Annotated in this window: 24 protein-coding genes; 6 read left to right on the top strand and 18 right to left on the bottom strand. The window is 65.3% G+C overall.

All coding sequences use genetic code 11. The features are described from left to right. Window positions 1-4 precede the first annotated feature (4 nt). The 8 genes from G6N36_RS28025 to G6N36_RS27990 all read right to left on the bottom strand — a co-directional run bounded on the left by G6N36_RS28025 (window position 5) and on the right by G6N36_RS27990 (window position 9105). Window positions 5-2410, bottom strand: a complete 2406-nt coding sequence (locus G6N36_RS28025; protein ID WP_163690054.1) for a CaiB/BaiF CoA-transferase family protein — start codon at window positions 2408-2410, stop codon at window positions 5-7. A 5-nt stretch (window positions 2411-2415) separates the two neighbouring features. Continuing rightward, the gene (locus G6N36_RS28020) at window positions 2416-3384 is read right to left on the bottom strand and encodes an enoyl-CoA hydratase/isomerase family protein (RefSeq protein ID WP_163690053.1); all 969 of its coding nucleotides are present in this window, start codon (window positions 3382-3384) and stop codon (window positions 2416-2418) included. Between the two features lie 10 nt (window positions 3385-3394). Continuing rightward, the gene (locus tag G6N36_RS28015) at window positions 3395-4531 is read right to left on the bottom strand and encodes a M24 family metallopeptidase (protein ID WP_163690052.1); all 1137 of its coding nucleotides are present in this window, start codon (window positions 4529-4531) and stop codon (window positions 3395-3397) included. A gap of 3 nt (window positions 4532-4534) precedes the next feature. Next, entirely contained in the window at window positions 4535-5710 is a 1176-nt protein-coding gene (locus G6N36_RS28010; RefSeq protein WP_276067903.1) for a M24 family metallopeptidase, read from the bottom strand. Between the two features lie 71 nt (window positions 5711-5781). After that, window positions 5782-6951, bottom strand: coding sequence for an amidohydrolase family protein (locus tag G6N36_RS28005; RefSeq protein WP_163690050.1), 1170 nt, complete (start codon window positions 6949-6951; stop codon window positions 5782-5784). A 42-nt stretch (window positions 6952-6993) separates the two neighbouring features. Beyond that, window positions 6994-8229 (bottom strand): cytochrome P450, encoded by a 1236-nt coding sequence (locus G6N36_RS28000; RefSeq protein WP_163690049.1) that lies wholly within the window; start codon window positions 8227-8229, stop codon window positions 6994-6996. 10 nt (window positions 8230-8239) lie between these two features. Further along, window positions 8240-8434 carry a ferredoxin gene (locus tag G6N36_RS27995; RefSeq protein ID WP_163690048.1) on the bottom strand — a complete coding sequence of 65 codons (195 nt, stop codon included), beginning with the start codon at window positions 8432-8434 and terminating at the stop codon, window positions 8240-8242. After that, window positions 8431-9105 (bottom strand): TetR/AcrR family transcriptional regulator, encoded by a 675-nt coding sequence (locus G6N36_RS27990; protein ID WP_235690199.1) that lies wholly within the window; start codon window positions 9103-9105, stop codon window positions 8431-8433. Before G6N36_RS27990 ends, G6N36_RS27995 begins: the two co-directional genes overlap by 4 nt. A gap of 116 nt (window positions 9106-9221) precedes the next feature. Between G6N36_RS27990 and G6N36_RS27985 the strand changes: the two genes are divergently transcribed. After that, window positions 9222-9944: an alpha/beta fold hydrolase gene (locus G6N36_RS27985; RefSeq protein WP_163690047.1), complete on the top strand. Its 723-nt coding sequence runs from the start codon at window positions 9222-9224 to the stop codon at window positions 9942-9944. On the opposite strand, the gene G6N36_RS27980 is transcribed toward G6N36_RS27985, so the two are convergent. Genes G6N36_RS27980 through G6N36_RS27935 form a run of 10 tightly spaced genes read right to left on the bottom strand, consistent with a single transcriptional unit; the run spans window position 9941 to window position 20583 of the window. Continuing rightward, window positions 9941-10753 carry an SDR family NAD(P)-dependent oxidoreductase gene (locus tag G6N36_RS27980; protein ID WP_163690046.1) on the bottom strand — a complete coding sequence of 271 codons (813 nt, stop codon included), beginning with the start codon at window positions 10751-10753 and terminating at the stop codon, window positions 9941-9943. The genes G6N36_RS27985 and G6N36_RS27980 overlap by 4 nt on opposite strands. Then, on the bottom strand, window positions 10750-11610 hold the full coding sequence (locus tag G6N36_RS27975; protein WP_163690957.1) for an alpha/beta fold hydrolase: 861 nt from the start codon (window positions 11608-11610) through the stop codon (window positions 10750-10752). The genes G6N36_RS27980 and G6N36_RS27975 overlap by 4 nt, the downstream gene beginning before the upstream one ends. A 44-nt stretch (window positions 11611-11654) precedes the next feature. Next, entirely contained in the window at window positions 11655-12245 is a 591-nt protein-coding gene (locus G6N36_RS27970) for an NADPH-dependent FMN reductase (protein ID WP_163690045.1), read from the bottom strand. A gap of 9 nt (window positions 12246-12254) precedes the next feature. Then, window positions 12255-13244: a cyclase family protein gene (locus G6N36_RS27965; protein WP_163690044.1), complete on the bottom strand. Its 990-nt coding sequence runs from the start codon at window positions 13242-13244 to the stop codon at window positions 12255-12257. Window positions 13245-13254: 10 nt separating this feature from the next. Then, on the bottom strand, window positions 13255-14067 hold the full coding sequence (locus tag G6N36_RS27960; protein ID WP_163690043.1) for a coniferyl-alcohol dehydrogenase: 813 nt from the start codon (window positions 14065-14067) through the stop codon (window positions 13255-13257). A gap of 3 nt (window positions 14068-14070) precedes the next feature. Continuing rightward, on the bottom strand, window positions 14071-15402 hold the full coding sequence (locus G6N36_RS27955; RefSeq protein ID WP_163690042.1) for an LLM class flavin-dependent oxidoreductase: 1332 nt from the start codon (window positions 15400-15402) through the stop codon (window positions 14071-14073). A gap of 1 nt (window position 15403) precedes the next feature. Beyond that, window positions 15404-17167 carry an FAD-binding protein gene (locus G6N36_RS27950; RefSeq protein WP_235690198.1) on the bottom strand — a complete coding sequence of 588 codons (1764 nt, stop codon included), beginning with the start codon at window positions 17165-17167 and terminating at the stop codon, window positions 15404-15406. After that, entirely contained in the window at window positions 17164-18084 is a 921-nt protein-coding gene (locus G6N36_RS27945) for a 3-carboxyethylcatechol 2,3-dioxygenase (protein ID WP_235690197.1), read from the bottom strand. Before G6N36_RS27945 ends, G6N36_RS27950 begins: the two co-directional genes overlap by 4 nt. Continuing rightward, window positions 18032-19720 (bottom strand): bifunctional 3-(3-hydroxy-phenyl)propionate/3-hydroxycinnamic acid hydroxylase, encoded by a 1689-nt coding sequence (locus G6N36_RS27940; RefSeq protein ID WP_163690039.1) that lies wholly within the window; start codon window positions 19718-19720, stop codon window positions 18032-18034. Before G6N36_RS27940 ends, G6N36_RS27945 begins: the two co-directional genes overlap by 53 nt. Then, complete coding sequence (locus tag G6N36_RS27935; protein ID WP_163690956.1) at window positions 19717-20583, bottom strand: alpha/beta fold hydrolase; 867 nt, start codon at window positions 20581-20583, stop codon at window positions 19717-19719. Before G6N36_RS27935 ends, G6N36_RS27940 begins: the two co-directional genes overlap by 4 nt. Window positions 20584-20739: 156 nt before the next feature. On the opposite strand from G6N36_RS27935, the gene G6N36_RS27930 reads away from it, so the two are divergent. The 5 genes from G6N36_RS27930 (at window position 20740) to G6N36_RS27910 (ending at window position 25481) form a co-directional block, all read left to right on the top strand. Then, window positions 20740-21468: an IclR family transcriptional regulator gene (locus G6N36_RS27930; protein ID WP_163690038.1), complete on the top strand. Its 729-nt coding sequence runs from the start codon at window positions 20740-20742 to the stop codon at window positions 21466-21468. Between the two features lie 23 nt (window positions 21469-21491). Next, complete coding sequence (locus tag G6N36_RS27925) at window positions 21492-23099, top strand: FAD-dependent oxidoreductase (RefSeq protein WP_163690037.1); 1608 nt, start codon at window positions 21492-21494, stop codon at window positions 23097-23099. Between the two features lie 266 nt (window positions 23100-23365). Further along, entirely contained in the window at window positions 23366-24070 is a 705-nt protein-coding gene (locus G6N36_RS27920; RefSeq protein WP_163690955.1) for a hypothetical protein, read from the top strand. Next, window positions 24067-24873 carry a hypothetical protein gene (locus tag G6N36_RS27915; RefSeq protein WP_163690036.1) on the top strand — a complete coding sequence of 269 codons (807 nt, stop codon included), beginning with the start codon at window positions 24067-24069 and terminating at the stop codon, window positions 24871-24873. Before G6N36_RS27920 ends, G6N36_RS27915 begins: the two co-directional genes overlap by 4 nt. After that, window positions 24870-25481, top strand: coding sequence for a cytochrome c oxidase subunit 3 (locus G6N36_RS27910; RefSeq protein WP_163690035.1), 612 nt, complete (start codon window positions 24870-24872; stop codon window positions 25479-25481). Before G6N36_RS27915 ends, G6N36_RS27910 begins: the two co-directional genes overlap by 4 nt. The last annotated feature ends 1 nt before the right edge of the window (window position 25482 follow it).

Genomic DNA, 25482 nt, shown 5'->3' with positions numbered 1-25482 from the left:
GAGGCTAGCCCGTCTTGGCCTTGCTGGGCCCCATCGCCGGGGCATGTCCGATCACGCCCTGCGCTTCGAGCTCGGCGATCTCCTCGTTGGTGAGACCCAGCTCGGACAGCAGTTCGTGATTGTGCTGGCCGAGTAGCGGAGCCGGTGCGGTGTGGACGCGCTCCGGGCCGCGCGACAACGTGAACGGCAGGGTGCTGTGCGGCGTTCGGGCGTTGACCGGATGCCCGACGTCCTCGAAGAAGCCGCGGGCCGCCAGTTGCCCAATCTCGGTCTGGCGGTGCGGTTGCATGACCTTGGCTACCGGCACACCGCGTTCCCACAGCGTGTCGACGATGTCGTCACCGGTGCGGCCGGCGCACCATTTCGCGATGTGGTCGTCGATGTCGTCGTGGCGCGCGCGCCTGCCCGCCGAGGTGCTCAATTCGGGGTCCGCCGCCCAGTCGCGACGGCCGACGGCTTCGCAGAGACCCACCCATTGCTCGTCGGTCTCCACCGCGACGGCAACCCAGCAGTCGGCACGCCCGAACTCGTCGATCTCGTTGGTGCGGTACAGGTTCTGCGGTGCCGCGGTCGGTCCGCGGTTGCCGTCGCGGTTCAGCAGTGCGCCGTACGCGGAGAACTCGATGGGTTGTTCGGCGGCCACGCTCAGTGCGGCGTCGACCATCGCGGCCTCGACAAGCATTCCTTGCCCGGTGCGCCGCCGGTGCTCGAGCGCCACGAGCAGGGCGTTGAGAGCATGAATGCCGGCGTTCGGATCGCCGACCGAATACGGCTCGTACGGGTTGCGGTCGGGATAACCGGTCAGCCAGCTGATTCCCGATGCCGCTTCGATCACGTAGGCGAAGGCGGGGTTGTCGCGCCATGGACCGTCCAGACCGAAACCCGGCATTCTCAGCATCACGACGTCCTGCCTAATGGCTTGCACGGCAGCGAAATCGAGACCGATCTGATCGATCACGCGGGGCGTGAAGTTCTCGACGATCACATCGCAGGTGGCGATGAGGCGGGTGAGTAGATCGCGACCGGCTGCGCTCTGCAGGTCGAGCGTCAACCCCTTCTTGTTCGTGTTGAGCCCGGAGAAGATCGGCGACTTCTCCCACCATTGGTCCTCGGTGACGGGGATGCCCGCGATGAGCCGGGTGCCGTCGGGACGCCGGGTCGACTCCACGTGGATGACTTCGGCGCCGAGCATCGCGAGGATGTGTGTACACGACGGGCCCGCCCAGAACGTCGTCATATCGAGCACGCGCAGCCCCTCGAACGGCAGGCCGGCGGAGATGGCTTCACCTTCGCGACGCGGATGACTATCGCGCGAGCGGTAGTGCTCGGTGTGTTCACCCAGCCGCGGCGCGGGTTCCGGCGCGCGAAGCACCATCGGCGACGTCCGGTAGGGATGACCGGGCTGGGAGAAGCCATCGCGGGGGTTGACCACGAAGGAGCCGCGCTCGACGAAGTGATCGAGGCCGGTGACGTTGGCCCCGTTGGCAACCGGGGCATTCGGTATCCGGAACGCGGTGGCCAGATCCCTGATCTCGTCGACGGTCTGACTCTCGACCCACGCGTACAGCTCATCGGACTTCTCGTTGGCCTGCTCGGTGATGGACAGCGGCGAATCCTCGTCGATCCAGTCCTGGTGTCCGGTCATCGCGCACAGGTCGAACCACTGCTGCGCGGTGCCGCAGCCGATGTCGATGAGCCCGTCCCTGGCCCGGGCGATCCCGGGAACGGTCAATCGTCTGGCGTCGCGCCACGGCCTGCCGAGCATCTCGTAGTAGGCCACCGGGTAATAGGTCAGGCCGAGGATCTGGGTCTCCAGCATCGACAGGTCGACCAGTTCTGCGCCGCCCCGCAATCGCGACGCCAGCGTCGCCGCGCTCGCGTAAGCACCCGCCAGGTACTCGCCGACCTGCCCGCCGACGTACACGGGTGCGCGGTCGGCCGAGCCGCGGCCGAGCCCGACGATGCCGCCGGACCACGCCTGCAGCGTGAATTCCGTTGCGGGACGGTCAGACCACGGCCCGTCGAGACCGAACGGGGTGATCGAGGTGACCGTCAGGTGCGGGTGCGCGGACAGGATCGCGGCGGGCGTGAGCACGGAGTGTTCAGCGACCGAAGACCCGCGGGACCACACGACCGCGTCGGCGTCGTTCAGCAAAGCGTTTACATAGTCGATGTCGGCATCAACGTCGGCGACCACGCTGTGCTTCGAACAGGCCAGGAAGCTGAACAACGCCCCATCGTCGCCTGGCGCGATCTCGGCGCCGGACGCCGACCATCGACGCAGCGGATCCCCCTCGGGCGATTCGACTTTGACGACCGCTGCGCCGGCGTCGGCGAGCAGTTTGGTGCAGTAGGCACCCGCGATGCCGACGGACAGGTCAACGACGGTGTAGCCGTTCAGCGGCCCCACAGGTGCTAGTTGTCCTTCTTGCGGTTCGACTTGCTCAGCCGGAAGTCTGGCGGGAACTTGCTGTCGTTGTCGTTGACCGCGGCGGCCAGTCCGCTGTCGATCGACTCCATCATGTCGAGGTCGTCGGATTCGTCGTTGGCGACGCCGCTGCCCATGGACTCGAAGAACGCGGACAGCAGGCTGCCCATGTACTCACCCTGGTGCTGCTTGTAGACCTCGAAGAAGATCTTCTGCTGGAAGACCGTGTCGACCGGACGATTTCGGGCGCACGCCCGCGCGTACTTGTCGACCTCGGCCTCGAGCTCATCGCGCGAAACGACCTTGTTGAGGAAGTTGCAGTCATACATCTCGGCGGCGGTGAACGGTCGCCCGGTGAAGACCATCTCCTGGAACTTGCGCAGGCCCATCATCTGGATCCACGTCCACATCCGCGGTCCCCACCCGTAGTAGCGGAACGAGGGATGCCCGAAAAGGGCGTCATCGGAGGAGATCACGAGATCCGCGTCGGCACACTGGTAGAAATGCCAGCCGTAGCAGTAGCCCTTGGCCTCGACGATGCTGATCTTCTTCAGCTCCTGCAGCGGCCGATTGCCCGCCTGCACATTCGCGTACCAGGCGCTGATGGTCGCCCCGCTACGGAACGTTCCCGACGGCGGATAGTTCACCTCGCCGACTCCGTCGTCCTCCAGCCGCAGCTCGGCCAGTCGCAGGTCGGTGTTGTCGTACCCCTCCATGAACTCCGGAAGGTCGGCACCGCTTCCGAGGTTGTCACCGACGCCGCGGATCACGACGACCTTGACGTCGTTGTCGACGGTCGCCGCGCGGAGCAGATCGGCGTACCGTAGCCGCGCCATCGACGTCGGCGCGTTGAGGTACTCGGGACGGTTGAAGGTGATCGTCGCGATCTTGGTCTTCGGGTCCTTTTCGTAGAGGATGAGCTCTTCGGGGGATGGTCGACTGCCGTTCTCAGACATGGGTTCTCCTTCAGCTGATTCCGGCAGCGGCCTGCGCCGGCGAGGGGCTGGCCGTGAGCACTTCGGCTCCGGTGTCGGTGATGAGTACGGCGTCGCGGCGGAAGACCGCACCGACGCCCCGTTCCCACACGTAGGCGGTGACGGCGAGCACGGTGCCGGGCTCGAGCCGTTCGTCGGCCGAGGTCTGCGGCAGGTCGGGCGAGATCACCGGCGGGTCGAAGCCGAGACCGAGACCGTGTGCCACCGGTATCGGCGGTAGCGCCTCACCTGCGGCATCGTAGGCCGCGAGCAGACCGCCGGCCGAAGCGCCGGGTCGGCACGCGTCGATCAGCCTCTCCCACAGCTCATTCGACCGGCCGAAGAGCGCATCGGCGCCGCGAACGTCACCGACGGGCCATGTCCTGCCGACCTCACCTACGTAACCGTCGGCCAGCGCGCCGGCGGCGAAGGCCACCAGGTCGCCCTCGGCGATCCTGCGGTCGCGCCGACCGACGCGCCACGAGTGGTCGGGCGATGTGATCCACGCGCCGTCCTGGGTCGCCGAGGTGCTGTACCCGCCCGCGGTCATCGCCTCCATGAGGACGCCGTTGAGTGCCTGTTCGGTGGTACCGACCGCGAGCGCCGATACCGCTGCCGCGAGCCCGCGCCCAGCGACGCCGAGAGCGCCTCGCAGGACGCGGATCTCGTCGGGTGTCTTGATCCGCCTGGCCGCCTTCATCGCAACCTCGGCATCGAGGAGTTCCGCGTTGGGGAACGCAAGCGGCAGCAGCTTCGCGAACGACGGTGACATGGCGTCGGTTCCGACGCGTCGCGCCGTCGCCGCGCAGTCGATGCCCTTGAGCACGTCGATGATGGTCATGGGGTTCCAGGCCAGTCCGTAGAGATGGTCGTGGCCGATCTCCTCGGGAATGCCCTCATCCCACGTGCTGTTGAGGTGGATTTCACCGGTGGCGCGCACCAGCACGCAGATCGGCGCGAACGGACGGGTGCCCGCCACCCAGAGTTGCGGAGCACCCGTCACGTAACGGACGTTGGCCTGGCGTCCCAGTACCAGAACGTCGAGGTCGTGGGCATCCATCGCAGCGATGGCGCGCTCACGCCGGCCGGTGCGCAGGGCGAGGTCGTCGGGGACGATTTCTTCAGCCATGGGTCAGCTCAGTCCGTAGGGTGCGTAGGGGTAATCGGTGATGGACTGGTAGCCGTCCTCGGTGATGACCACGATCTCTTCCGCGCGGTAGCCGCCCGTACCGTCCTCCCAGACGACGGGCTCGAGTACGAGCAGCATGCCCGCCGGGAACACGAAGTTGTCGTCGAACTGCTCGCCGAGATCCGTTCCGATCATCGGCATTTCGGCGGCGTTGGTGCCGATGCCGTGGCCGAGGTAGAAGTGCGGCAGCCACGGCTTGATGCCGCCGTTGGCGGCAATGGCCGCGCGTGCCAGGTCACCGGCCGTCGCGCCGGCCTTCGTCACGGCGAGCACGGCGTCGAGAATCGATCGCCACTTCGCGAAGTTCGCGTTCTGTTCGGGCGTCGGGTCCTGCCCCACCACCCAGGTGCGGCCCCAATCGGAGCAGTACCCCTCGAAGGTGATGCTGATGTCGGTCCACAGCACGTCGCCCTTGGCCAACGGCTTCTCGGTGGGCAGCAACGGCAGCGCGAGGTCGCCGGTGGTCGTCCAGACCGCACCGCTGCTTCGGGTAGTCGGCATCACCTGCCAGATGCCTTCGATCATGTTCGTCGTGGCACCAAGCTCGAAGGCGCGCCGGACGAATCGCGCCGAGAGGTCCATCTGGCTCACGCCCGGGGCGACCAACGGCTGGACATCGAGCAGAGCCTGCTCGGTGATGCGGCAGGCCCTTCTGACGGCGGCGATCTGGTCCACGGTCTTGACCAGCTTGGCAGGACCCACGACGAGCGCGGCATCGGTTGGCGGACCGGCGGGGAACAGCCGTTCAGCGGCTCGTCGCATGGCCCCGGTGAGCTCGTCAACCGCGACGGAGGCACCCGTCGGGACCAGGCCCGCGAGCACCTTCGCGAAATGGTCGACGCCCTCGTCGAATTCGAGGTACAGCGGACCGTGGATGTGGTCCGCGGGAATCTCGGTGTCGAACGCGCTGCCCTCGGCGAACGGCATGTACAGGTGCGGATGCTCATCGTCGGCGAGCACGATCGCGACCGGGCGTTCGACATGGGACAGCCCTGCATCGAGCAGAGGCCAACTCGCGCCGGTGGCGTATACGACGTTGCCGTTGCCGAGTAATACGAGCGCGTCGACGCCCTTCTCCCGCATGGAGTCGCGCAGACTGGCGCCGCATTCGCGGTACATCCTGGCGCGATCCGGCAGATCCGGAATGTCGAGCAGCGCCACGCCCGCCGACGACGGAGACGAAACGGCTGTCACGAGATACCCAGGAACTTCTTGATGTTGGTGGACACGATCCTCACCGCGGCCTCAGGGCCTACGGCGTCGACGACCGCGGCCAACGACTTCTCGCTGTAGCCGAAAGTGCTCTCGTTGTGTGGGTAGTCCGACGACCACATCACGTTGTCGACTCCGATGCGGTCGATGAGCTGGAGACCGAGCGGATCGACCATGAACGAGGCACACATGTGGTTGTCCCAGTAGTGGCGGACGTCGTGTTGCAGTTCGTGGTTGAACATGTGCCGGTAGGAAGCCAGCATGTGCTCGGCGTCCTGCAGTGCGGTCGGCACCCAGGCGATCCCACCCTCGAACCAGCCGATCTTCAGTGACGGATGCCGGTCGAGGATTCCGGAGAACACGTACTTGGCGAATTGTTCGCGGAAGGAGTCGACGTTGACCATCATGCCCACCACGACACTGTTGTTCTGGCACGGCGTCTTGGGTGGCGTCTCCCCGATGTGGTGGCTGACTGGGATGCCGGAAGCCTCGATCTCGTCCCACACCGCATCCATGTCGGTGCTGCCGTAGTCGTAGATGTTGCCCTCGTCGTCCTTGCCGGGATTCAGCGGTAGCAGGAATGTCTTGAGCCCAAGGGCCTTCAGTTCCTCGAGGGTGCTTCTGGTGCCCTTCGGATCCCACCAGTTGATCAATCCGACGCCGTAGAAGTGGCCGTTGGATCGCTCCTGCAGGTCGGCGATGTGTTCGTTGTAGATCCGAAACACGCGCTCGCGCAGCGACTTGTCGGGGTAGTGAAACAACGCCAGTACCGCGTTCGGGAAGGCCAGCTCGGTGTCGATGCCGTCCTCTTTGAGCTCACGGATTCGCGCTTCGATGTTGTTGGAGGCCGCACCGGCGAGGTCGTCGTACTGCATGAGCACGCGGCCGAAGTCGCCGCCTGTCCAAGCCTTGCCCTTCATGCCGACCATGTACGCGCCGTCCTCGTACCAGATGCGCGGCGCGGCGCCCTTGAGTTCCTCGGGGAATCGCTCGTAGAAGATGTCGTCGGCGACCGAGATGTGGTTGTCCGCCGAAAAGATCTCGGTGCCCGCAGGCAAGCCGACGACGGCGCCGGTGGAGTGTCCCTGCCGGTTCTTGGGGGCACCGAAGCCCTCCGGCGGATAAAGGGTAGCTGTTGGGGTTGACATCGTCGGTACTCCAATCGGGCTGTGGGGCGGGCTGTTCGGTGACTACCAGGTCACCGGAAGTTCGTAGACGCCGTAGGCGAGGCGGTCGTGCTTGAAGGGCACCTCGTCGAACGGAATCGCCAGCTTGAGCGTCGGGATGCGGCGCAACAGGGTGTGGAAGACGATCTGCAGTTCGGCGCGGGCGAGCTGCTGACCGACGCACTGATGCCGGCCATAGCCGAAACCGAGTTGCTGACCGGCATCACGGGTGAAGTCCAGCTTCTCCGGTTCAGGGTAGGCGGTCGCGTCCCAGTTCGCCGGCGCGAGATCGATGATGATGCCCTCGCCCGCACGAATGGTCTCTCCGGCGATCTCGATGTCCTCGATCGCCACCCGGCGCTGCCCGTTCTGGATGATCGACAGGTAACGCATCAGCTCTTCGGCGGCGTTCGCGATGAATTTCGGATCGTCGGAATCACGAAGCAGTGCAGCCTGTTCGGGGTTCTCCAGCAGGGCGAGCACGCCGATGCCGATCATGTTCGCCGTCGTCTCGTGACCGGCGATCAGCAGGCCGGTGCCCAACTGGGCGGCCTCCTTCACGCTGATCTCGCCCGCGGTCACTCGTTCGGCCAGGTCGGAGACCGCGTCCTCGGAGGGGTTCTCCATCTTCTTCTCGACCAGATCGATGAGGTACTTGTGGAGGCTCATCGCCCCCTTCTGGCCCTCCTCCGCGGACGCGTAGCGGGCCAACCCGACGTTGGCGTGGTGTTGAAAGAACTCGTGGTCCTCATAAGGGACGCCGAGCATGTCGCTGATCACCTTGGTCGGCACCGGCAACGCCAGCTTGGCGACGATATCGGCCGGTTGCGGGCCGGCCAGTATCTCGTCAATGCACTGATCGGTGGTCTCCTGGATCACGCCGCGCAACGCCTCGACGCGCTTGAACGTGAATGGTTTCGACAGCATCCTGCGGAACCGGGTGTGCTCCTCGGCATCCGAGGTGAAGACCGACCTGGGTCGCCTGTTCACCGTCGACAACATGTGCTCGTTCCAGTGGGGAAATCCGTCGCGCCGGTCGTCGACGCTGACACGTGAGTCTGAGAACAGCGCCCGCGCCACCTCGTGTCCGGTGATCAGCCACGGCGTGGTGCCGTTCCAGATTCGCACCCGTGACAGCGGCTTGGCCTCTCCCATCTCGAGCATTGGCAACGGCGGCGCGAACGGACAACGGGCGGCCCGTTCCATCGGGTACTCCGGCACATCGGCCGAAACGTGTTCTGTGGCAAGGGTGTCTGACATGAATTCTCCGTCATTCCTCGATATGAATGGCCAGCGCTGGGCAGGCCGCGGCGGCCTTTCGGGTTTCTTCGGCTTGATCGGGTCCTGGCTCCTCGACGAGCAGCTCGACCACACCGTCGTCGCCGCGCTGGTCGAACACGTCGCCCGCGTTCATCACGCACATCCCCGAGGACACACACCTGTCCTGGTCGACACTTACCTTCACGGCCGCTCCGTGACGGGCGCCTGCCAGAGCCCCACGATCGCGTCGATGAGTCCGGAAGCGACCGAGCTCCAGGTGGTTCGCGGCATCTGCGAACTGTGAGAAATGTGCGCGCCCTCGGCGAACGCGCGCTCGAAGTCGGCGCAGGTGTGCATCATCAGGTTGCGGACCATGATGTTGCGTTCGGTGACGACGGTCATCGGCAGGTCGGGCAGGCAGCGTGTGATCCCCTGCACGACCAGCAGCACCGAGGGCGAAGCCAGCGCGTCCTTCACCACGATCTTCTGGTAGGCCGGGTCAGCGAGCGCCTGCGCGGCGAAACGCGCATACCAGGTCGGGTTCCCGAGCTGATCGAGGTGGTCGGTGAGTGAGCACACCAAACATGCGATCCAGTCCCGCAAGTCGGTCGAGTCGGCCGTGTCGGCGACCATTCGCGCCAGCATTCGCTCCATGGGCACGCGATGCTTCTGCTCGATCGCGCGCACGAGGTCGGTCTTGGTGCCGAAGTGGTAGCCGACCGCGGCGTTGTTTCCCTGCCCGGCCGCCTCACTGACCTGCCTATTGGAAACGGCGTACACACCGTGCTCGGCGAACAACCGCTCCGCCGCAGCGAGGATCGCCTCGCGCGTGATGCTGGCGCGCTCGGTGCGAACGGTCCTGCTGGCTGTGGTCACTGGATCAGTCAACCGCGCCGCGACGATTAAGTCAAGCGACTGATTTAATCTGTCGAGCGCCTTTCATGGGCCTCCCGCCTGCGCTGATGCCGCCACCGAATAGAGTCCCGCTGACCATGACCGACTCCCGGTTCACCGACAACGGCGACGCCCGGATCCACTATCTCGACTCCGGCGGCGACGACCGCGGCGCTCCCGTGGTCTTCGTGCCCGGCATGACGTGCATCGCCGACGACTACACCGAAGTCCTGCCGCTGTTCGGTCGCCGAACCGTCGTGATCGACCTGCGGGGCCATGGCCGCAGCAGTGCTCCCGTGACCGGATACGACGCGGCCACGTTGAGCACCGACGTCGGCGCGGTGGTCGACGCCGTCACCGACGGGCCGGTTCACGTGGTGACGTTCTCTCGGGGCACGACCTACGCGCTGACGTGGGCGGTCGAGAACTTCGAGCGTGTTCGCTCCGTCGCGATCGGCGACTATGTGCCGGAGGAAAAGGTGCTTACTCCGGAGATGTCGCGTCGCCTGCTCGACGGTCGCTGGCGCGGAACGCCGGTGACCGAGCGCCTCGACGTGGACGCCGCGAACAAGACGTTCCGCGCCGCACGGGAACGGTCAATGTGGGGTCGCCTTGCGCAGCAGCGACTTCCGCTGCTCGTGGTGCGCAGCGGCGAGCGCTTCCTCGTCGGAGAGCCGCAGTGGACGCGATACCAGGAACTGTTCCCGCACGCGCGACTGGTCGAGTTTCCCGACTCGCCCCACGACATTTTCCGGCCCGACCGAGCACGATTCCCTCGCCTGGTCGCCGAACACGCCAACCGTGCCGACGACGGCAGCTAGTCGGACTTGGGCTTACGTGCGACCACCTTGCCCGCAGACGTACCGCCATCGATCGGCAGGACGGTGCCGGTGACATAGCGTGAGCGGTCGGTGGCGAAGTAGAGCGCCGCTTCGGCGACGTCCTCCATGGTGCCCTCGCGCTTGAGTGGGCGGTCGTTGCGCATCTGCTCGCGGATCTTCGCCTCGAACTGCTCCAACTCCTCGAGATCCGCCCCCGATGCCGACTTGCGCACGATCGCGGTTCGGATGTTGCCGGGCGCGATGGCGTTCACCCGAATCTCGTAATGCGCCAACTCGATTGCCGCCGACTTGGTGAACTGGATGACGGCGGCCTTCGACGCCCGGTAGGTCATCACGCCGCCGCCGGCCTGGATGCCGCCGATCGACGTCAGGTTGATGATGGAGCCGCCGCCGTGCTGCGACATGTGTCGCGCGGCATCACGGGTTCCCGCCATCACCGCCAGCACGTTGACCGCCATCACCTTGTGGAAGTCCGCGAGGTCGTCGTCGAGGAAACGGCGGTGCATCGTGCCCGACACCCCCGCGTTGTTGACCATGACGTGCAGGCCGCCGAAACGGTCGACGGCCGCCGACACCAGGGCGCTCACCTGATCGACGTCGGACACGTCGGCTTCGACGAACACTGCATTGGCGCCGATGTCCGCGGCAAGTGCGGCACCGCTTTCGGTGTCGACGTCGCCGATCAGTACCTTGGCGCCCTCGGCGGCGAACCTGCGTGCCAGCCCTTCCCCAAGGCCTGACGCGCCCCCGGTGACGATCGCGACCTTGCGGGCCAGTTCGTCAGTCATGTCGCTGCTCCTTCGCGCTGCTCGGCCAGGAACGCCAGCAGCAGGTCGTTGACGGCCGCGGGTTGTTCGATCTGCGGGCAGTGCCCGACGTCGGGAATCACTGTCGAACGCGCGGACGGGATCTGCGCGGCGATCTCCGCCGCCCAGCCGCGCGGGAGCAGTTTGTCGCCGCCGCCCTCGACGATCAGCGTCGGCACGGTGATCCGGTCGTAAGCCCGTGCGCTCGACGGTAGCGGCGGCGGTTCCAGCCCGGGCCGGCGAAACCTCGCTGCCGCCAGTGCTTCCCACGCACCAGGCGCGATGCTTGACTCGTACCGTCGCTGCACGTGCGCCTCGTCGGCCACATAGGCGGGGTCGTAGAAGAGGGCTTCGACGATGCGCCGCATGGCTTCTGGCGTGGCGTCATAGTCGTAAAGCGCGGCCGAGTGCTCGTTGCGCTGGATCTCGCCTCCACCGCAGATCATCACCATGCTGCGGGCGGGGAGCACCGGTGACTCCGACGTGGCGTCCACGAACAAGTTGACCGCACCCATGGAGTTCCCGACGAAATGCGCCGACTCGACGCCGACGGCATCGCAGAACCGTGCGATGTGACGGATCCGCATCCCACGACCGTCGTTGAAGTCGATGACCTTCGCGGACTCGCCGAACCCCAGCATCTCCAGTGCGAGGACGCGATGCTGATGCGCGAGCGCGGCGATGTTGTTCTCCCAGGCGATCTCGGCGTTGACACCGAATTCACCGCCGTGCAGCAGAATGACCGGATCGCCCTGTCCCGCCTCGAGATAACCCGTGACAAGGCCGTCGACCAGGACGCTCTTTCTCTCTGCGCGAGCAGACGTGAACTCCCCCGAAATGCCGCCCAATAAGGGGTTTTCACGTCTGCTCGCGCCGGGAGCGCTCACGTGGTTTCCCACGCGGTCTGCGCGAAGGTGAGCACCTGGGTGGCCAGCATGTCGAGTTGGTCGCAGATCGAGGAGTCCTTCAGCTCGCCTGCGTCGTCCCAGATCTTGTCGGCGGAGTTGATCGCCACACCGAGCGGTGTCGGCCAGGCCCGCAGTGCGTGTCCGATGGAACGCAGCTGGCCAAGGGTGCCCACTGCCGCCTGCCAGCCGTAGGCGCAACTGATGCAACCCCAGGGCGTGTTGTCGAGGTAGACGCGCGGATCCTCTCGGAGGTCCTCGATGTAGTCGAGCGCGTTCTTGACCAAACCCGATATCGCACCGTGGTATCCCGGTGACCCGACGACGACGGCATCGGCGTCGCGCAGGGCACTGACCAGTTCGAGCGCCTTGGGGGTGCGCTCCAGCTCGTGTGGTGCGTACATCGGGAGGTCCAGGTCGGGCCCACTGAAGAAGCGGGTGCGTCCGCCCTGGCGTTCGACCGATGCCAGGCAGTAGCGAATCGCCCGCTCGGTCGACGAGTTGGCGCGCAGCGTTCCGCCGAGACCGACGATGAGCGGTGCCCCGCCGGTGGTTGTGCTTGCGGTCATGACTCCCACCTACTTGATTGCAATCGGGTTCACAGGCGATCCGACGGCGCCGGTCACCCTCAGCGGCGGTGCGATGAGCTGGAATTCGTAGACTCCGTCGGCCGCGCAATCCTCCGCCAAGGCCGTCAGATCCCAGTATTCGCCAAGCATCAGCCCCATATCGCGAAGGCACAGCATGTGCATCGGCAGGAAGCAGCCGTCGATGCCGGGGACCGGGTTCTCGACCATCAGGTTATCGGCTGCGACCGCCGCGACTTCGTGGTCGTGCAACCACGACGCGCAGGTCCAGTCAAGTCCCGCGCCGGGTTCAGCACCGTCACGTGTTTCGAGAAAGCGTGCCCACCAACCGGTTCGGATCAGCACGATATCGCCGCGCTCGACGGTGACTCCCTGGTTGCGGGCGGCCTCGTCGAGTTCGGCGGGGGTGATCGGGTCGCCGAGCTCGCAGTACGTCTTCACGCCGCGCAGGCGCACGATGTCGAGCAGCACGCCGCGGGACGTGATGCCCCGGCCGTCGACCTTGTCGATACCGCAGTGAAAAGCGCCGAGGCTGGTCACCGAACTCGCGGGGAAGCCGTTGTACAGCTTGTCCTCGTAGTAGACGTGCGACAACGCATCCCACTGGGTCGCGGCCTGCAGCGGCATGATGATGACGTCGTCGTTGAATCGCATTGGGCCGCTGGTCCAGTACTCGCTGAGCTGCATCGCGGCGGGATTCTTCAACCAGGGCGGGCCGTACTCGGCCAGCGTGCTCGCATCACCACCGTCGATCGTCATCACGTGCAGCGGGTTCTGCCGGAAGTGGAACGCCCCCTGCGGCCCGGACGACCCGAAGTCGACACCCAGCGGAAAGAGCTTGCCGTGTCGGACCAGACCGGCGGCTTGGGCGATCTTCTCCGCCGTGATGAAGTTGAGCGTGCCGATTTCGTCGTCGTCGCCCCACCGCCCCCAGTTGCGGACGTCGTCAGCGACCCGCCGGAAGTCGGTCATGCTGGGCATGGTTCGCCTCTCATCGTCGCGTCACCGATCCCGCCAGGTCTGTCTCGCCGGTCGTGCCGCCGTCCACCCAGATCACCTGTCCGGTGATGTAACTGGCCGCTTTGCTGTTCAGGAAGACCAGCACGCTGGCCTGTTCTTCGGGCGTGGCCGCGCGACCCAACGGCGTGTGGAAGGAGTCGAGGAACTCCTGGCCATACGCCGACCGCAGTTGGTCGAGAATCGGGGTGTCCGTGACGCCGGGTGCGGTGCAGTTGATCCGGATTCCCTTGGCGCCCAGCGCCACGACATTGGCCATGCCGTACAGGATGATCGCCTCCTTGGATAGCCGGTAGCCCCCTCCGTCAGCGACCGCCTCCTGATGGCGCTCACACCAGTCGATTCCCTCGGCCATCGTGTCAGTGTCGACCAGGCCCGCCGTGACCGCGGCGTTCTCCCGATAAGCCGACGCGGCCAACGACGACACACAGGCGATGGAAGACCCGGGTGGCATCGAGGGCACCAGCGACTCGGTGAATCGCCGCGTACCCAGGAAGTTGATGGTGACCACCCGCAGGGGATCGCGGATCCCAGAAGACACCCCAGCGATGTTGAACAAGGCATCGACGCGACCGCCGATCGCCGCCGCCGCCACGTCGATCGATTCCGGATCCTGGAGATCGAGCGAGATGAACTCGCCGATGTCGGACTCGGGCGGCCGGATGTCGAGGCCGATCACCTCGGCACCGAGACCGGCGAGCTGCCGCGCCACATCGGCGGCGATGCCCGAAGCACATCCGGTGACGACGACCCGGCGGCCGTCGTAGCGCCACAGCTCGTCAGTCACGTATCAACTCTTATCAGCGGCAGGATTTCTGCTCGTCCACCCCTCGCCCGTCTTGAGTTTCGCCGCCGCCGCCTCGATGCCGGCGTTCATTTCGTCCATCGCCAGCGACACCTCGTTGGCGGTGTAGTTCTCGCGACCGGTGGGCAGACCACCGAAGGCGTAGGTCTCGTCGAACAACGGCGCCTTCGACTTGGGCCTACGCGCCTCGGCCCTCGCGAGGACGGGCTCGAGCCGCTTGGCCTTCTCGGCCCTGGCCTTCTCGTCGCGCTCGATGAACTCGGGAAGGACCTCCTTGCCCATCAGCTCGATGGACTCCATCGTCTCCTCGTGTCGACGCGGTGTCAGGAGCAGGATCAGTTCGTCGACACCGCTCTCCTCGTAACCGCGTAGGAACTCGCGCACCGTCGCCGGGCTGCCGATCGGGCCGCGGTCCGGGCCGTAGACGATGCTCGGGTCCTTTTCGATCTCCTCGAGGTGACGTTCCCAGACACCTGTTCGGCCTGGGGTGTGCATGCCGGTCATGTAGTAGTGCATGATCCCGAACGCGAAGAAGCCGCCGCCCTTTCCGAGCCGCTCGATGGCCTGCTCGTCGGTCTTGGCGACCATCATCGACAGGTCGCCGCCGATCGCGAGGATGTTGGGGTTCATCTGCGGTGTGACCGGTACCGCGCTCTCTTCGAACTCCTTGTAGTACCCGTTGACGCGCTCGGTCAGCGGGCCGGGACCGGTGTAGGCGAAACTCAGTGCGCCGAGGCCCTTTTGGGCGGCCATCGACACCGAGGCGGGACGCGTACAGGCGACCCAGACCGGCGGGTGCGGCTTCTGCAACGGCTTGGGAACGACGTTACGCGGGGGCATCTCGACGTGCTGGCCCTTGAAGCCGGTGAACGGCTCTTCGGTCATGCAGCGGATCGAGACCTCCAGGGCCTCCTCCCACATCGCACGCTTGTCGGCCGGATCGATGCCGAACCCGCCGAGCTCACCCACCGAGGACGACTCCCCGGTGCCGAATTCCACCCGCCCGTTGGACAGCAGGTCGAGGGTGGCGACGCGCTCCGCCACCCGCGCGGGATGGTTGACCGCGGGAGGCAGGTGCATGATGCCGAATCCGAGGCGAATGTCCTTGGTGCGCTGGCTCGCCGCCGACAGGAAGATCTCGGGTGCAGTGGAATGGCAGTACTCTTCGAGGAAGTGGTGCTCGGTCAGCCACACCGTGGAGAAGCCGGCCTTGTCGGCTGCCTCCACCTCGTCGAGGCCGTCCTGGAAAAGCTTGTGCTCGTCGTCGTCACTCCACGGCCGCGGCAGCGGGAATTCGTAGAACAGCGAGATCTTCATTTCAATACCTTTCGATCTTGAGTGTCGAACCGGTCTGTGGCCCAGACTGAAGAGCGTTGCCGGGCAACTGGTCTGCGATGTGCTTGGCGGCCACGTAGCCGAAGGTCATGGCCGGCCCGATGGTCGCGCCAGCGCCGGCGTAGCTGCGTCCCATCACCGCGGCCGACGTATTGCCGACGGCGTACAAGCCCTTCACGAAGCTGTCATCGGAGCGGAGCACGCGCGCGTACTCGTCGGTGCGCAGCCCGCCCGAGGTGCCGAGGTCGCCGAGGATGATCTGGAACGCGTAGTACGGCGGCTTGCCCAGCGGGTACAGGTTGGGGTTGGGCAGCGTCGGGTCGCCGTAGTAGTTGTCGTAGGCGGAGTCCCCGCGGTTGAAGTCGTCGTCGTGACCCTTGCGGGCCAGCTCGTTGAAGCGATCGGCGGTGGCGCGTAGCTGTGTAGGGGGTGCGCCGATCTTGGTCGCGAGCTCCTCGAAGCTGTTGGCCTCTACGACGACTCCGGACTCCAGCCATGCCTTGGGCACCTTCCACCCAGTGGGTACCGGCGCGAACGGCACCTTCGGGATGGGCAGATGGCCGCCGACGACATAGCGATGGAACGAACGGATGTCGGTGACGAGCCAGCACGGGATGTGCGCGACGCCGGAGTTGTGTCCTTCGATCATCGCGTGGGCGAAGTCCATGTAGGGCGCCGCCTCGTTGATGAACCTCTTACCCTCGCCGTTGACCACGAACTGTGACGGCATCATTCGCTCGTTCAGCATGAACTGGAGCCTGCCGTCGGGCCAGCACATGGCGGGGAACCACCACGCCTCGTCGAGCAGGTCGGTCGAGCCGCCGACCTTCTCCCCCGCCCTGATCCCATCGCCCATCGACGCGGGATTACCGAAGCTCCAGTCCTTCTCGAGAACCGGCAGATGCTGCCTGCGCCACTCCATGTCGTGGTCGAAGCCGCCGGCGGCAAGGATGACACCGTGCCGCGCACCGATGCGCTGAGCATGACCGTCGCGCTCGACCACCGCACCCGTGACCGTTCCGTCGACGTCGGTGATCAGCTCGGTCATCGGTGCGCTCAGCCATAGCGGGATGTTGCGTTCCTTGAGCGCCAGACGCATCCTGGCCGCCAACGATTGGCCGATTGCGGCCATCCGGTCGCCGAAGACCCGAGCGCGAAACATCCGCCAGATGAGCTTCACCAGCACGGCCTTTCCGCGCCAGTTCTGCCGCACCTGATAGAACAGCCGAAGATCCTTGGGGGCGAACCAGATCCCCTTGGGCGCCAGGGCCAACGGCCGCAGCAGATTCTGCTCCTCGTCACCCAGCTCGCGCAGGTCGATCGCGGGAACGTTGATGGTGCTGCCCAACTCCGAGCCGCCGGGCAACTCGGGGTAGTAGTCGGCATACCCGGGTTTCCAGACGAATTCGAACCACCGGCTGTGCCGCTCGAGGAACTCCATCATCTCCGGCGCGCTGTCGACATACGCGCGCAACCGTGCGTCGCTGACCAGGCCGCCGGTGATTCGCTGCAGGTAGTCGAACACGCCATCGGGATCGGGTACGTAGCCGGCCTCGCGTTGCGACGGCGCCCCCGGTACCCAGATACCGCCGCCCGACAGTGCGGTGGAACCACCGAATTGCGGTGACTTCTCGACCACGAGCGTGTCGAGGCCCCGCGCATCGGCGGCCAGCGCCGCGGTCATTCCACCACCGCCGGAGCCGATGACGAGCACATCGACGGTGTGGTCGAACGAATCGGGGGTCATGGGTTGCACACCGCCGTCCTCACGGCGAATCCCGCGATGAGTTCCGGTGCCGCGCGATAAAACCGGTGACCCGTCTGGTACCGGCCGTGCGCCGCCAGCGCAGCGAACGCGGCGATCCACGTACGGATTTCGTGTGCCGAATGGCCGGCCTGCTGCTCGATCCAGCCGTTCGACCAGGCGTCCACCTCGTCGAGGCGATTCGCGTCGACGAGGTCGAGAAACGCCTGATCCCATTCCGGGTTCAGCGGCTGCAGCGGGCTGTCCCCGTGCGCGAACGCCTGCGCAGCGTCCATCACCGCCACCTGTCGCGCCTGCCGCTGCTCCGGCGTCATCGGTTCCCCACCCACGATGCGCGCGAGCGCGGCCGGCGGTGCGGTGGCCAGCGTCGGCACCGGCGGATCGTGAGACAAACCACCGGAACCCACGACCAGCACGCGCTTGCCCAAGGTGCCAAGGAAGGTGCCGACGGCGGCGCCCAGTGCCCGCACCCTACGAAGTGGCCCGAGCGGGGTGGCGACCGAGTTGATGAAGATCGGGATCACCGGCCGAAACGTCGCGTCACCGAAGAGCTTCTCCAGCGGTTGGACCGTGCCATGGTCGACGTCCATGCCGGCCGAAATCGCAACGTCCACTCCAGATTCGAGGACCGCACGTGCGCAGTCGTTGGCGATGTCCCCGGGAACATCCAACGGGCCGGCATAGGTGCCGTAGTCGCCGACACCCCGGGCCGCGGTACCGATGCAGAACGGAGGCATCGTCCGGTAGAAGAAGCCGTTGTAGTGATCTGGTGAGAAGACCACGACCAGTTCGGGATCGAAGTCCGCGACGAAACCGCGCGCGGCGGCCAGTGCGGACTCGACGTCGTCAAGAAGATCCCGCGACGGTCCCGGAAGGTTCAGCAGCGGACTGTGCGACATGCAACACAGGGCCATTGTCGCCATGGGAACTCGAGCCTCCTTCCCGGGTCAGACAGAGGACGTCGAACAGCGATGTGCTCAGCTCTGGCGCACGCTGCGCGATACATGCGCCCGCGATGCAGCGATCGGGGCGCACGAACAGCACGGAGTCGGTGAAGACGTCGAACCACGACTTGAGCGCGCCTGTCCGGTCACCGACGACCGTCACATCGGTGTCATCGTGGCCGGTCCAGTGCAGCTGGGTCATCGGCCGTGCTTCGATGAAGCTGGCCCCCAACGCCTTCCAGCGGCTGAACGCCTCGTCGCCGAGAACGGCACGCAAATTGTTACTCCAGCACAGCACGGCGAAACCGGCGCCGAGGACGTCGTCGAGCAAGACGTTCTGATCCTCGCGCGTATCGACGCGTGGCTGGATGAACAGCGTGCCCGTCGGCGAATTCTCCGGACTGTTCTCGGCGTGGAACACCGCCCCCTGCTGATACCGCGGCATCGGCTTGAACCGCATCTCGAGCACGTAGCGCTTCAGCGTCGGCACGAGCGATGCGCCGTGGATGACGCGGTCGCGAAGAGCGGCCACCCTCCGGTTCGTCGGCGAGATCACGCGCCCCACCATGGTGGACAGGTCGATCATCGCCCGTGCATGTTTGCGGCGCTCGATGTCGTAGGTGTCCAGGAGGGCGTCGCCGGCCTGGCCGTTGACCACCGCGGCGAGCTTCCACCCGAGGTTGGCGGAATCACGGATGCCGCTGTTGTAGCCCTGGCCCTGCCACACCGGCATCAGGTGCGCGGCGTCGCCCGCCAGCATCAAGCGTCCCCTGCGGAACGAACCTGCGATTCGTGAGTGGTGGGTGTAGACGCGGTGGCGGATCATGTCGACCCGCTCGGGATGCGGAACCCGTTGCGCGAGCATCTGTCTGACGAACGCCGGATCATTGGCGAGTTCGTCGGTCTCGTCGTCGTGAATCAGGAACTCGAAGCGGCGGATGCCGTGGGCGATGGAGATCGACACGTACGGCCGCTTGGGATCGGCGCCGACTTCGCTGTTCGGGTGGCCGAGCGGATCGTTCGCGATGTCGACCACCAGCCAGCGCGTCGAGGACGTGGTGCCGTCGAACGAGACTCCCATCAGCCGTCGGGTGGCGCTGCGCCCGCCGTCACACCCGACGACGTAGCGGGCACGCACGGGCTCCTTGGCGTCAGCGAATTCGAGCGTGACACCGTCTGGGGTTTCGACGCAGTTCTCCATTCGGTGCCCCCACCGCACGCCGACATGATCGAAGCGGTCGAGCCCGCCGCATAGCTCGGCGTCGACCATCGGCTGGACGAAGCCGTTGCGCTTGGGCCAGCCGAACCGCGCGTCCGGCGGTGCCATCTCGGCGAGCAGTCGGCGTTTGGCGTCGAAGAATCGCAGGATCTGGTTAGGCACGGTGTGCGGCAGGACACGGTCGACCAGACCGATGGACTGGAACGTCCGCAGCGCCTCGTCGTCCAGTCCAACCCCACGGGGATAGTCGATGAGGGTGTCGCGCTCTTCGACGATCAGCGTCCGGACACCCTGCAACCCAAGGATGTTCGCCAGAGTCAAACCGGACGGTCCGGCTCCGACGATGGCGACGTCGACCTGGTCGGGACTCATTGCTTTCCCAGCAGGAAATCGAGGTGCAGACGGTTGAAGGTCTTGGGATCTTCGTACTGCGGCCAGTGTCCGCATCCCGGCATCAACTCGAACCGGGCACCGGAGATCATCGAGGCGATGCGGCGTCCCTCGGCGACATCGGCCGTCGGGTCATCGCTGGTCCACACGACCATGGTCGGCGCGGTGATCAACCCGTACTCCCTCGGGCCCAGCAGGTTTCGCGCGCGAATCTCGGGGTCCTGCAGCGCCATGATGTCCTTCATCGCCGCGGCGAATCCCGGCTGGCGGTAGACGCGCTGACGGCTGGCGACGATGTCGTCGTAATCCTTGGACTTGTCGGCCATCAACCACTTGATGCGCGCCTGGACCGTCTCCCACGTCGGATTCTCGGCGGCCGCCATCGACAACGCGATGATGCGCTTCATGACCTCGGGATCGGCCTGCGATCCGCCCGCGGTGTTGAGCACCAGCCGGTCGATTCGGTTCGGATGATCGGTCGCGGCGCGTGCGGCGACCCAGCCCCCCAACGACTCACCGCTGATGTGGGCGCGTTCCACGCCGATGGCGTCGAGAAACGCCATCAGATGGGAGACGTAATGGTCCACTTCGAGAGCATGCCCGGGTTTGTCGGTGTATCCGTGACCCAGCATGTCGATCGACCACGTCGAGAAATGCTCGGCGTGCGACTCGAGATTGCGGACGTAGGCCTCCGCGTGCCCGCCCGACCCGTGCAAGAAGATCAGGGCGGGTTTCGCCGAGTCGCCGGCGTGCAGATAGCGGGTGCGGACGCCGGCCGCGTCGATGTACCCCTGCGAGAACGCGACCCCCTGGAGGTCACTCCAGACGCTCTCGAAGTCGAGCAGCGGAGACGTTTCCGGCACTCGTCAACCTCTCTTGACGGCGAGAATTCGATTCTCGTACCTTGTAAGCAATGTGCTCATTTATCGCACATACATGTGCACTATAGTTAGAGCATCACTCTCGCGAGTGGTAGATGTCAAGGAAAGTCAGGTAGTCGGATGCCCAAGTCGGTCGGGTCTGATTCGGTCAGCGGGATAAACCCCACTGCCGCACCGACGGGTGCGCCCGGCTCGCAGACGTTGGCGAGGGGTTTGGCCGCACTGCAGTTGGTCGCGACGTCCCGATCCGGTCTGACGGCCCAGCAGGTCGCCGACGACATCGGCGTGCACCGCACAATCGCGTATCGCCTGCTGTCCACGCTGTCTCAGTACCGGCTCGTGGCCAAGGGCGACGACGGCCGTTACCGTGCGGCCGCAGCGCTCGCGGTGCTCGGTGCATCGTTTGACAACCACTTACGCCAGCTGAGCCTGCCCACCCTCCGCGCGCTGGCGGACGAACTCGGCAGCACGGTGTCGCTGCTCGTCGCCGAGGGTGATCAACAGGTGGCCATTGCGGTCCTCGTGCCGACGAATGTGTACTACCAACTGTCCTTCCACGAGGGCAGCCGGTACCCGCTGGACCGCGGCGCCGCCGGGCTCGCGCTGCTGGCGAGCATGCCGCCGCGACCCGGTGAACGCGATCTGGTTTCCCAGACGCGGCAACAGGGTTGGGTGATCACCCACGGCGAGGTCGAGCCGAACACCTACGGTCTGGCCGTGCCGGTACGCAGACAACCGCCGTCGCCGCCAACCTGCATCAACCTCATATCCCACCGCGAGGACGTGGTGATGAACGGTAAGGACGCGGTGATCAAGGCGGCCAACGAACTGTCCATGATCCTGTCTTGAGGATCGCGGAAAGGATTGAGCACGTGACCAATTGGGATCATGAGGTCGACGTTGTCGTGCTGGGTAGCGGCGGTGCCGGTCTCACATCGGCGCTGACGGCGGCGGTCAACGGAGCGTCGGTCGAGGTGTACGAAAAAGCCGCGACGGTGGGCGGCACGACGGCGGTTTCCGGTGGCATCATCTGGATTCCGGCGCATGATCGCGCGGCCGAGGGCGAGCTGACGGTCGAGGATGCTATGAGCTACCTGCGTGCGCAGTCACTCGGCTTCATGGACGACGACATGGTGGAAACGTTCGTCCGCACCGGCCCGGAGATGCTCGACTTCGTCGAGGCGCACAGCGAGTTGCAGTTCGAGGTTGCCGAGGGATTCCCGGACTACAAGCCCGAACTCCCCGGTGGACGCCCGTCGGGCGGCCGGTCGCTGAATGCCAAGCCCTTCAACCGGTCCCGGCTTGGCCGGTGGAGTGAGCGCGTCACGTCGTTCCCCGCCGACTTCAGCAATGTCGGGATCGACGCCGAGACCCGCGCGCGCATTCATGCGTCGGTCGACGAAGAGTCTGGTGACTACTGCGTGGCGGGCACGGCACTGATCTCCGGTCTGCTGAAGGGTCTGCTCGACCTGGGCATCGCGCCACACACGAACGCGCGTGCTGTCGAGCTCTTCGCCGACGCGTTGGGAATCACCGGCGTGCGAATCACGCAGGGCGACAGCGAGTTCAATGTTCGTGCGCGGCGCGGTCTGGTACTGGGCACGGGCGGGTTCGAATGGGATCAGAAGCTGGTCGACGCGTACCTGCGGGGCCCCATGCGCGGTGCGGTCTCACCGCCGAACAACACCGGAGACGGCTTACGCATGGCGATGGCGCACGGCGCCGACCTGGCCAACATGGGCGAGGCGTGGTGGGTGCCGATCGTGCAGCTGCCCGGCGACACCTTCGGGGGTCATCCGCGCAGCCGCAGCGTTCGACTCGAACGCACCCGCCCCCGAAGCATCATCGTCAACCGTGCGGGCCAGCGTTTCCTCAACGAGGCAGGCGAATACAACTCGATGGCGGGCCCTTTCCACTACCTCGACCCCAAGCTGGGCTATGCGAACGATCCGGCGTGGATCGTCTTCGACTCACAGCACTTCAAGCGATATGGGTTCCTGGGCGTATCGCCCGAGGAAGAGGCGCCGGACTGGTTCGCACCGTCGGCCGATCTCACCGAACTCGGAGAGAAGACGGGCATCGACCCAGCCGGTCTGGTGGCCACGCTCACGGCGTGGAACGACAACGTCGCCCACGAGCAAGATCCGGACTTCGGCCGCGGTTCAAGCGCGTACGACGGCTACTGGGGTGACGACAAAGCGACCACCTCGGCGGGCAAGACCCTTGGCCCCATCGACACCCCTCCGTACTACGCCGTCCCGGTGTCGATCGGAGCAATGGGCACGAAAGGCGGACCGCGCACCGACCGCGACGGGCGAGTGCTGCACGTCAGCGGTGCGGCTATTCCAGGTTTGTTCGCCGCGGGCAATGCAATGGCAGGTGCGACCGGTAAGGCCTATGGCGGCGCGGGCGGGACACTAGGCCCCGCAATGGTATTCGGCTATCGCGCGGGTCTGGCGGTGTCGGCCCGCACTCGGTAAGCGAGCGCAAACCGTTCCACCATCGGCGGTTGCCGATCGGCTACTTTAGAGTAGCCGATCGGCTACCAAGCGGTCAAATTTTGGGTTACCCTCGTGCTGCGGACGCAAGATGTGTGCTCGACAGCATGGTCGAACAGTCGCTCGCGTGCCGACGAGCCAGGAGGGCATCCACACCCATGACAGAACTCATGAACGACGACGAACGATCCAAAGGCAGAGGCCAGGCAGCGACCGCGACTCGCGACAGGCTGCATGAACCGGTGTCGATGACGACCCGTGGTCAACGCATCATGCTGTGGACCGCACCCCCGGCCGGCGCGCTGTTCATCATCGGCTTTTTCTTGTTTCCGTTGTTCTCTCCGCCACTGTCACCGACTCTGAGCCCCGAACAGGTCGCGGCGATCTTCAGCGAGAACGTCACAGGAATTCTGGGCGTCGTGATCCTGTGCAATCTGATTGCCGGATCGCTGGTGCCCTTGTTCGCTGTCATCGCCGTACAGATATCGCGCACCGCCACGTCGAGCAGCGTCTTCACTTACGCGTACATCATCTGCGTCGGCGTCGGCACGACCGCGTTCATCCTCGCCGATTACTGCTGGGGCGTAGCGGCATTCCGGCCTGACCGGGATCCGCAGCTGATAAGCCTGTTGAACGACATGGCGTGGTTCTTCTTCATCGCGCCCGTCGGCACGATCGTCGTTCAGAACTTCTGTCTTGCGGTGAGCATCTACCTCGATGAACGGCCGGATCCGATATTTCCCCGCTGGGTCGCGCATTTCAATGTGGCGGCCGCGCTGCTACTGATCCCGAGCGCATTCTCGATCCTCTACAAGACCGGGCCGCTGGCGTGGGACGGCGCGGTGTCGTTCATACTGCGCAACGCGGTACTCGTCGTCTGGGCCGTCGTGATGTTCTTCGTCCTGCTCGGTGTGGTCAACCGTCAGGGCGACGAACGGGAGAGTCTCGCATGAGCGACACCGTCATCACATCACGCGAGTCTCCGGTTGAGTCCGCACCACCGCGACCCCGAAATCGCAAGCGCGATCAGTGGATTGCGTTCTGGCTGGTACCGATCTTTTTCAATATCTTCGGCATCGTGTTCGTGCCGCTGAGCTGGATGATGCCGCCCCGACCGCCGAGCAGTCCCGCACCCGCGGTCGTGGAGTTCATGCAGTCCCACAATCTGCTGATCGCCTGCGCGATCCTGACGTTGTCCTTCGGCCTCGCACCGGTAAGCAACGCCGTCTATCTCATTCAGATCAAGCGGATGTCAGTCAGCCCGGTTTTCCGCTATTCCATGATGGTCGGCGCGATGACCGGTGCGATCGTCGGCATGCTCTTCCCAATGTTCTGTTTCGGCCTCGGCGCGTTTCGCTCCGGCTATGATTCGTCGACGCTGAGAATGCTCTACGACTTCGGCTACCTCGCTTTCATCGGCTCGCTCGGCTGTTTCTGTGTCATGTGGATGGCCTTCGGTCTGGCCATCATTCTTGACACCAACAATGTCCTACCGAAATGGCTTGGCTACTACACCGTCTGGCAGTACGTCAGCGAACTGATTGTTGCGCCGGTCTGGATCTCGAAGTCAGGTCCCTTCGCATGGAACGGCCTGATGACGTTCTGGTTCGCCATGGCGCTCTACGTGTCGTGGCAGATCATCGTCTACGTCTGCATCTATCGGGCGATCAAGAACCAGCCCGATGACACCCTCGAAACCGCCTGGCTGTATCCCGAACCGGTGCCCTCTGATCCGCGACCGAAGGCGAACGCATGACGAACCTCGCCGAGGAATCCGCCCCCGACATACGAGACACCGGACGAATCGCCCCTCTGCGCGACCACGTTCCCGGCGAGTTGAGCATGTGGTTCTTCGTCATCGGCGATCTGCTCATCTTCGGCGTCTACTTCATCGGCTACATCTACTACCGCGGGCAGGACGCTGACCTGTTTCTCCAGAGCCAGGCACGGCTCAATCTGGACATCGGTGCCATCAACACGGTCATCCTGCTGACGAGTTCTTTATTCGTCGCGCTGGGGACGTCGGCGGCACGCAACGGCAAAGTGCCGGATGCAATTCGACTGTTCGGCATCGCATTCGCTTTCGGCGTGGCCTTCCCGGTCATGAAGGCCTTCGAGTACATCCCCGAAGTCACCGCCGGCTTGACACCGGGAACCAATCTCTTCTTCATGTACTACTACGTCATGACAGGGCTGCACTTGTGTCACGTCATGCTCGGGCTGGTGATCCTCGGCTTCGTCATTCGCAGTCTGCGGATCTCGGCGAGACCCAGGATGTCGTTCGTGGAAACCGCGGCGACCTACTGGCACATGGTCGATCTGTTGTGGGTTCTGTTGTTTGCGCTGCTTTACCTGATGAGGTGAG

The organism is Mycolicibacterium gadium, from assembly GCF_010728925.1.
Classification (GTDB): domain Bacteria; phylum Actinomycetota; class Actinomycetes; order Mycobacteriales; family Mycobacteriaceae; genus Mycobacterium; species Mycobacterium gadium.
Note: the sequence above shows the minus strand (reverse complement) of the source record. Positions and strands in the feature narration are given on the sequence as shown.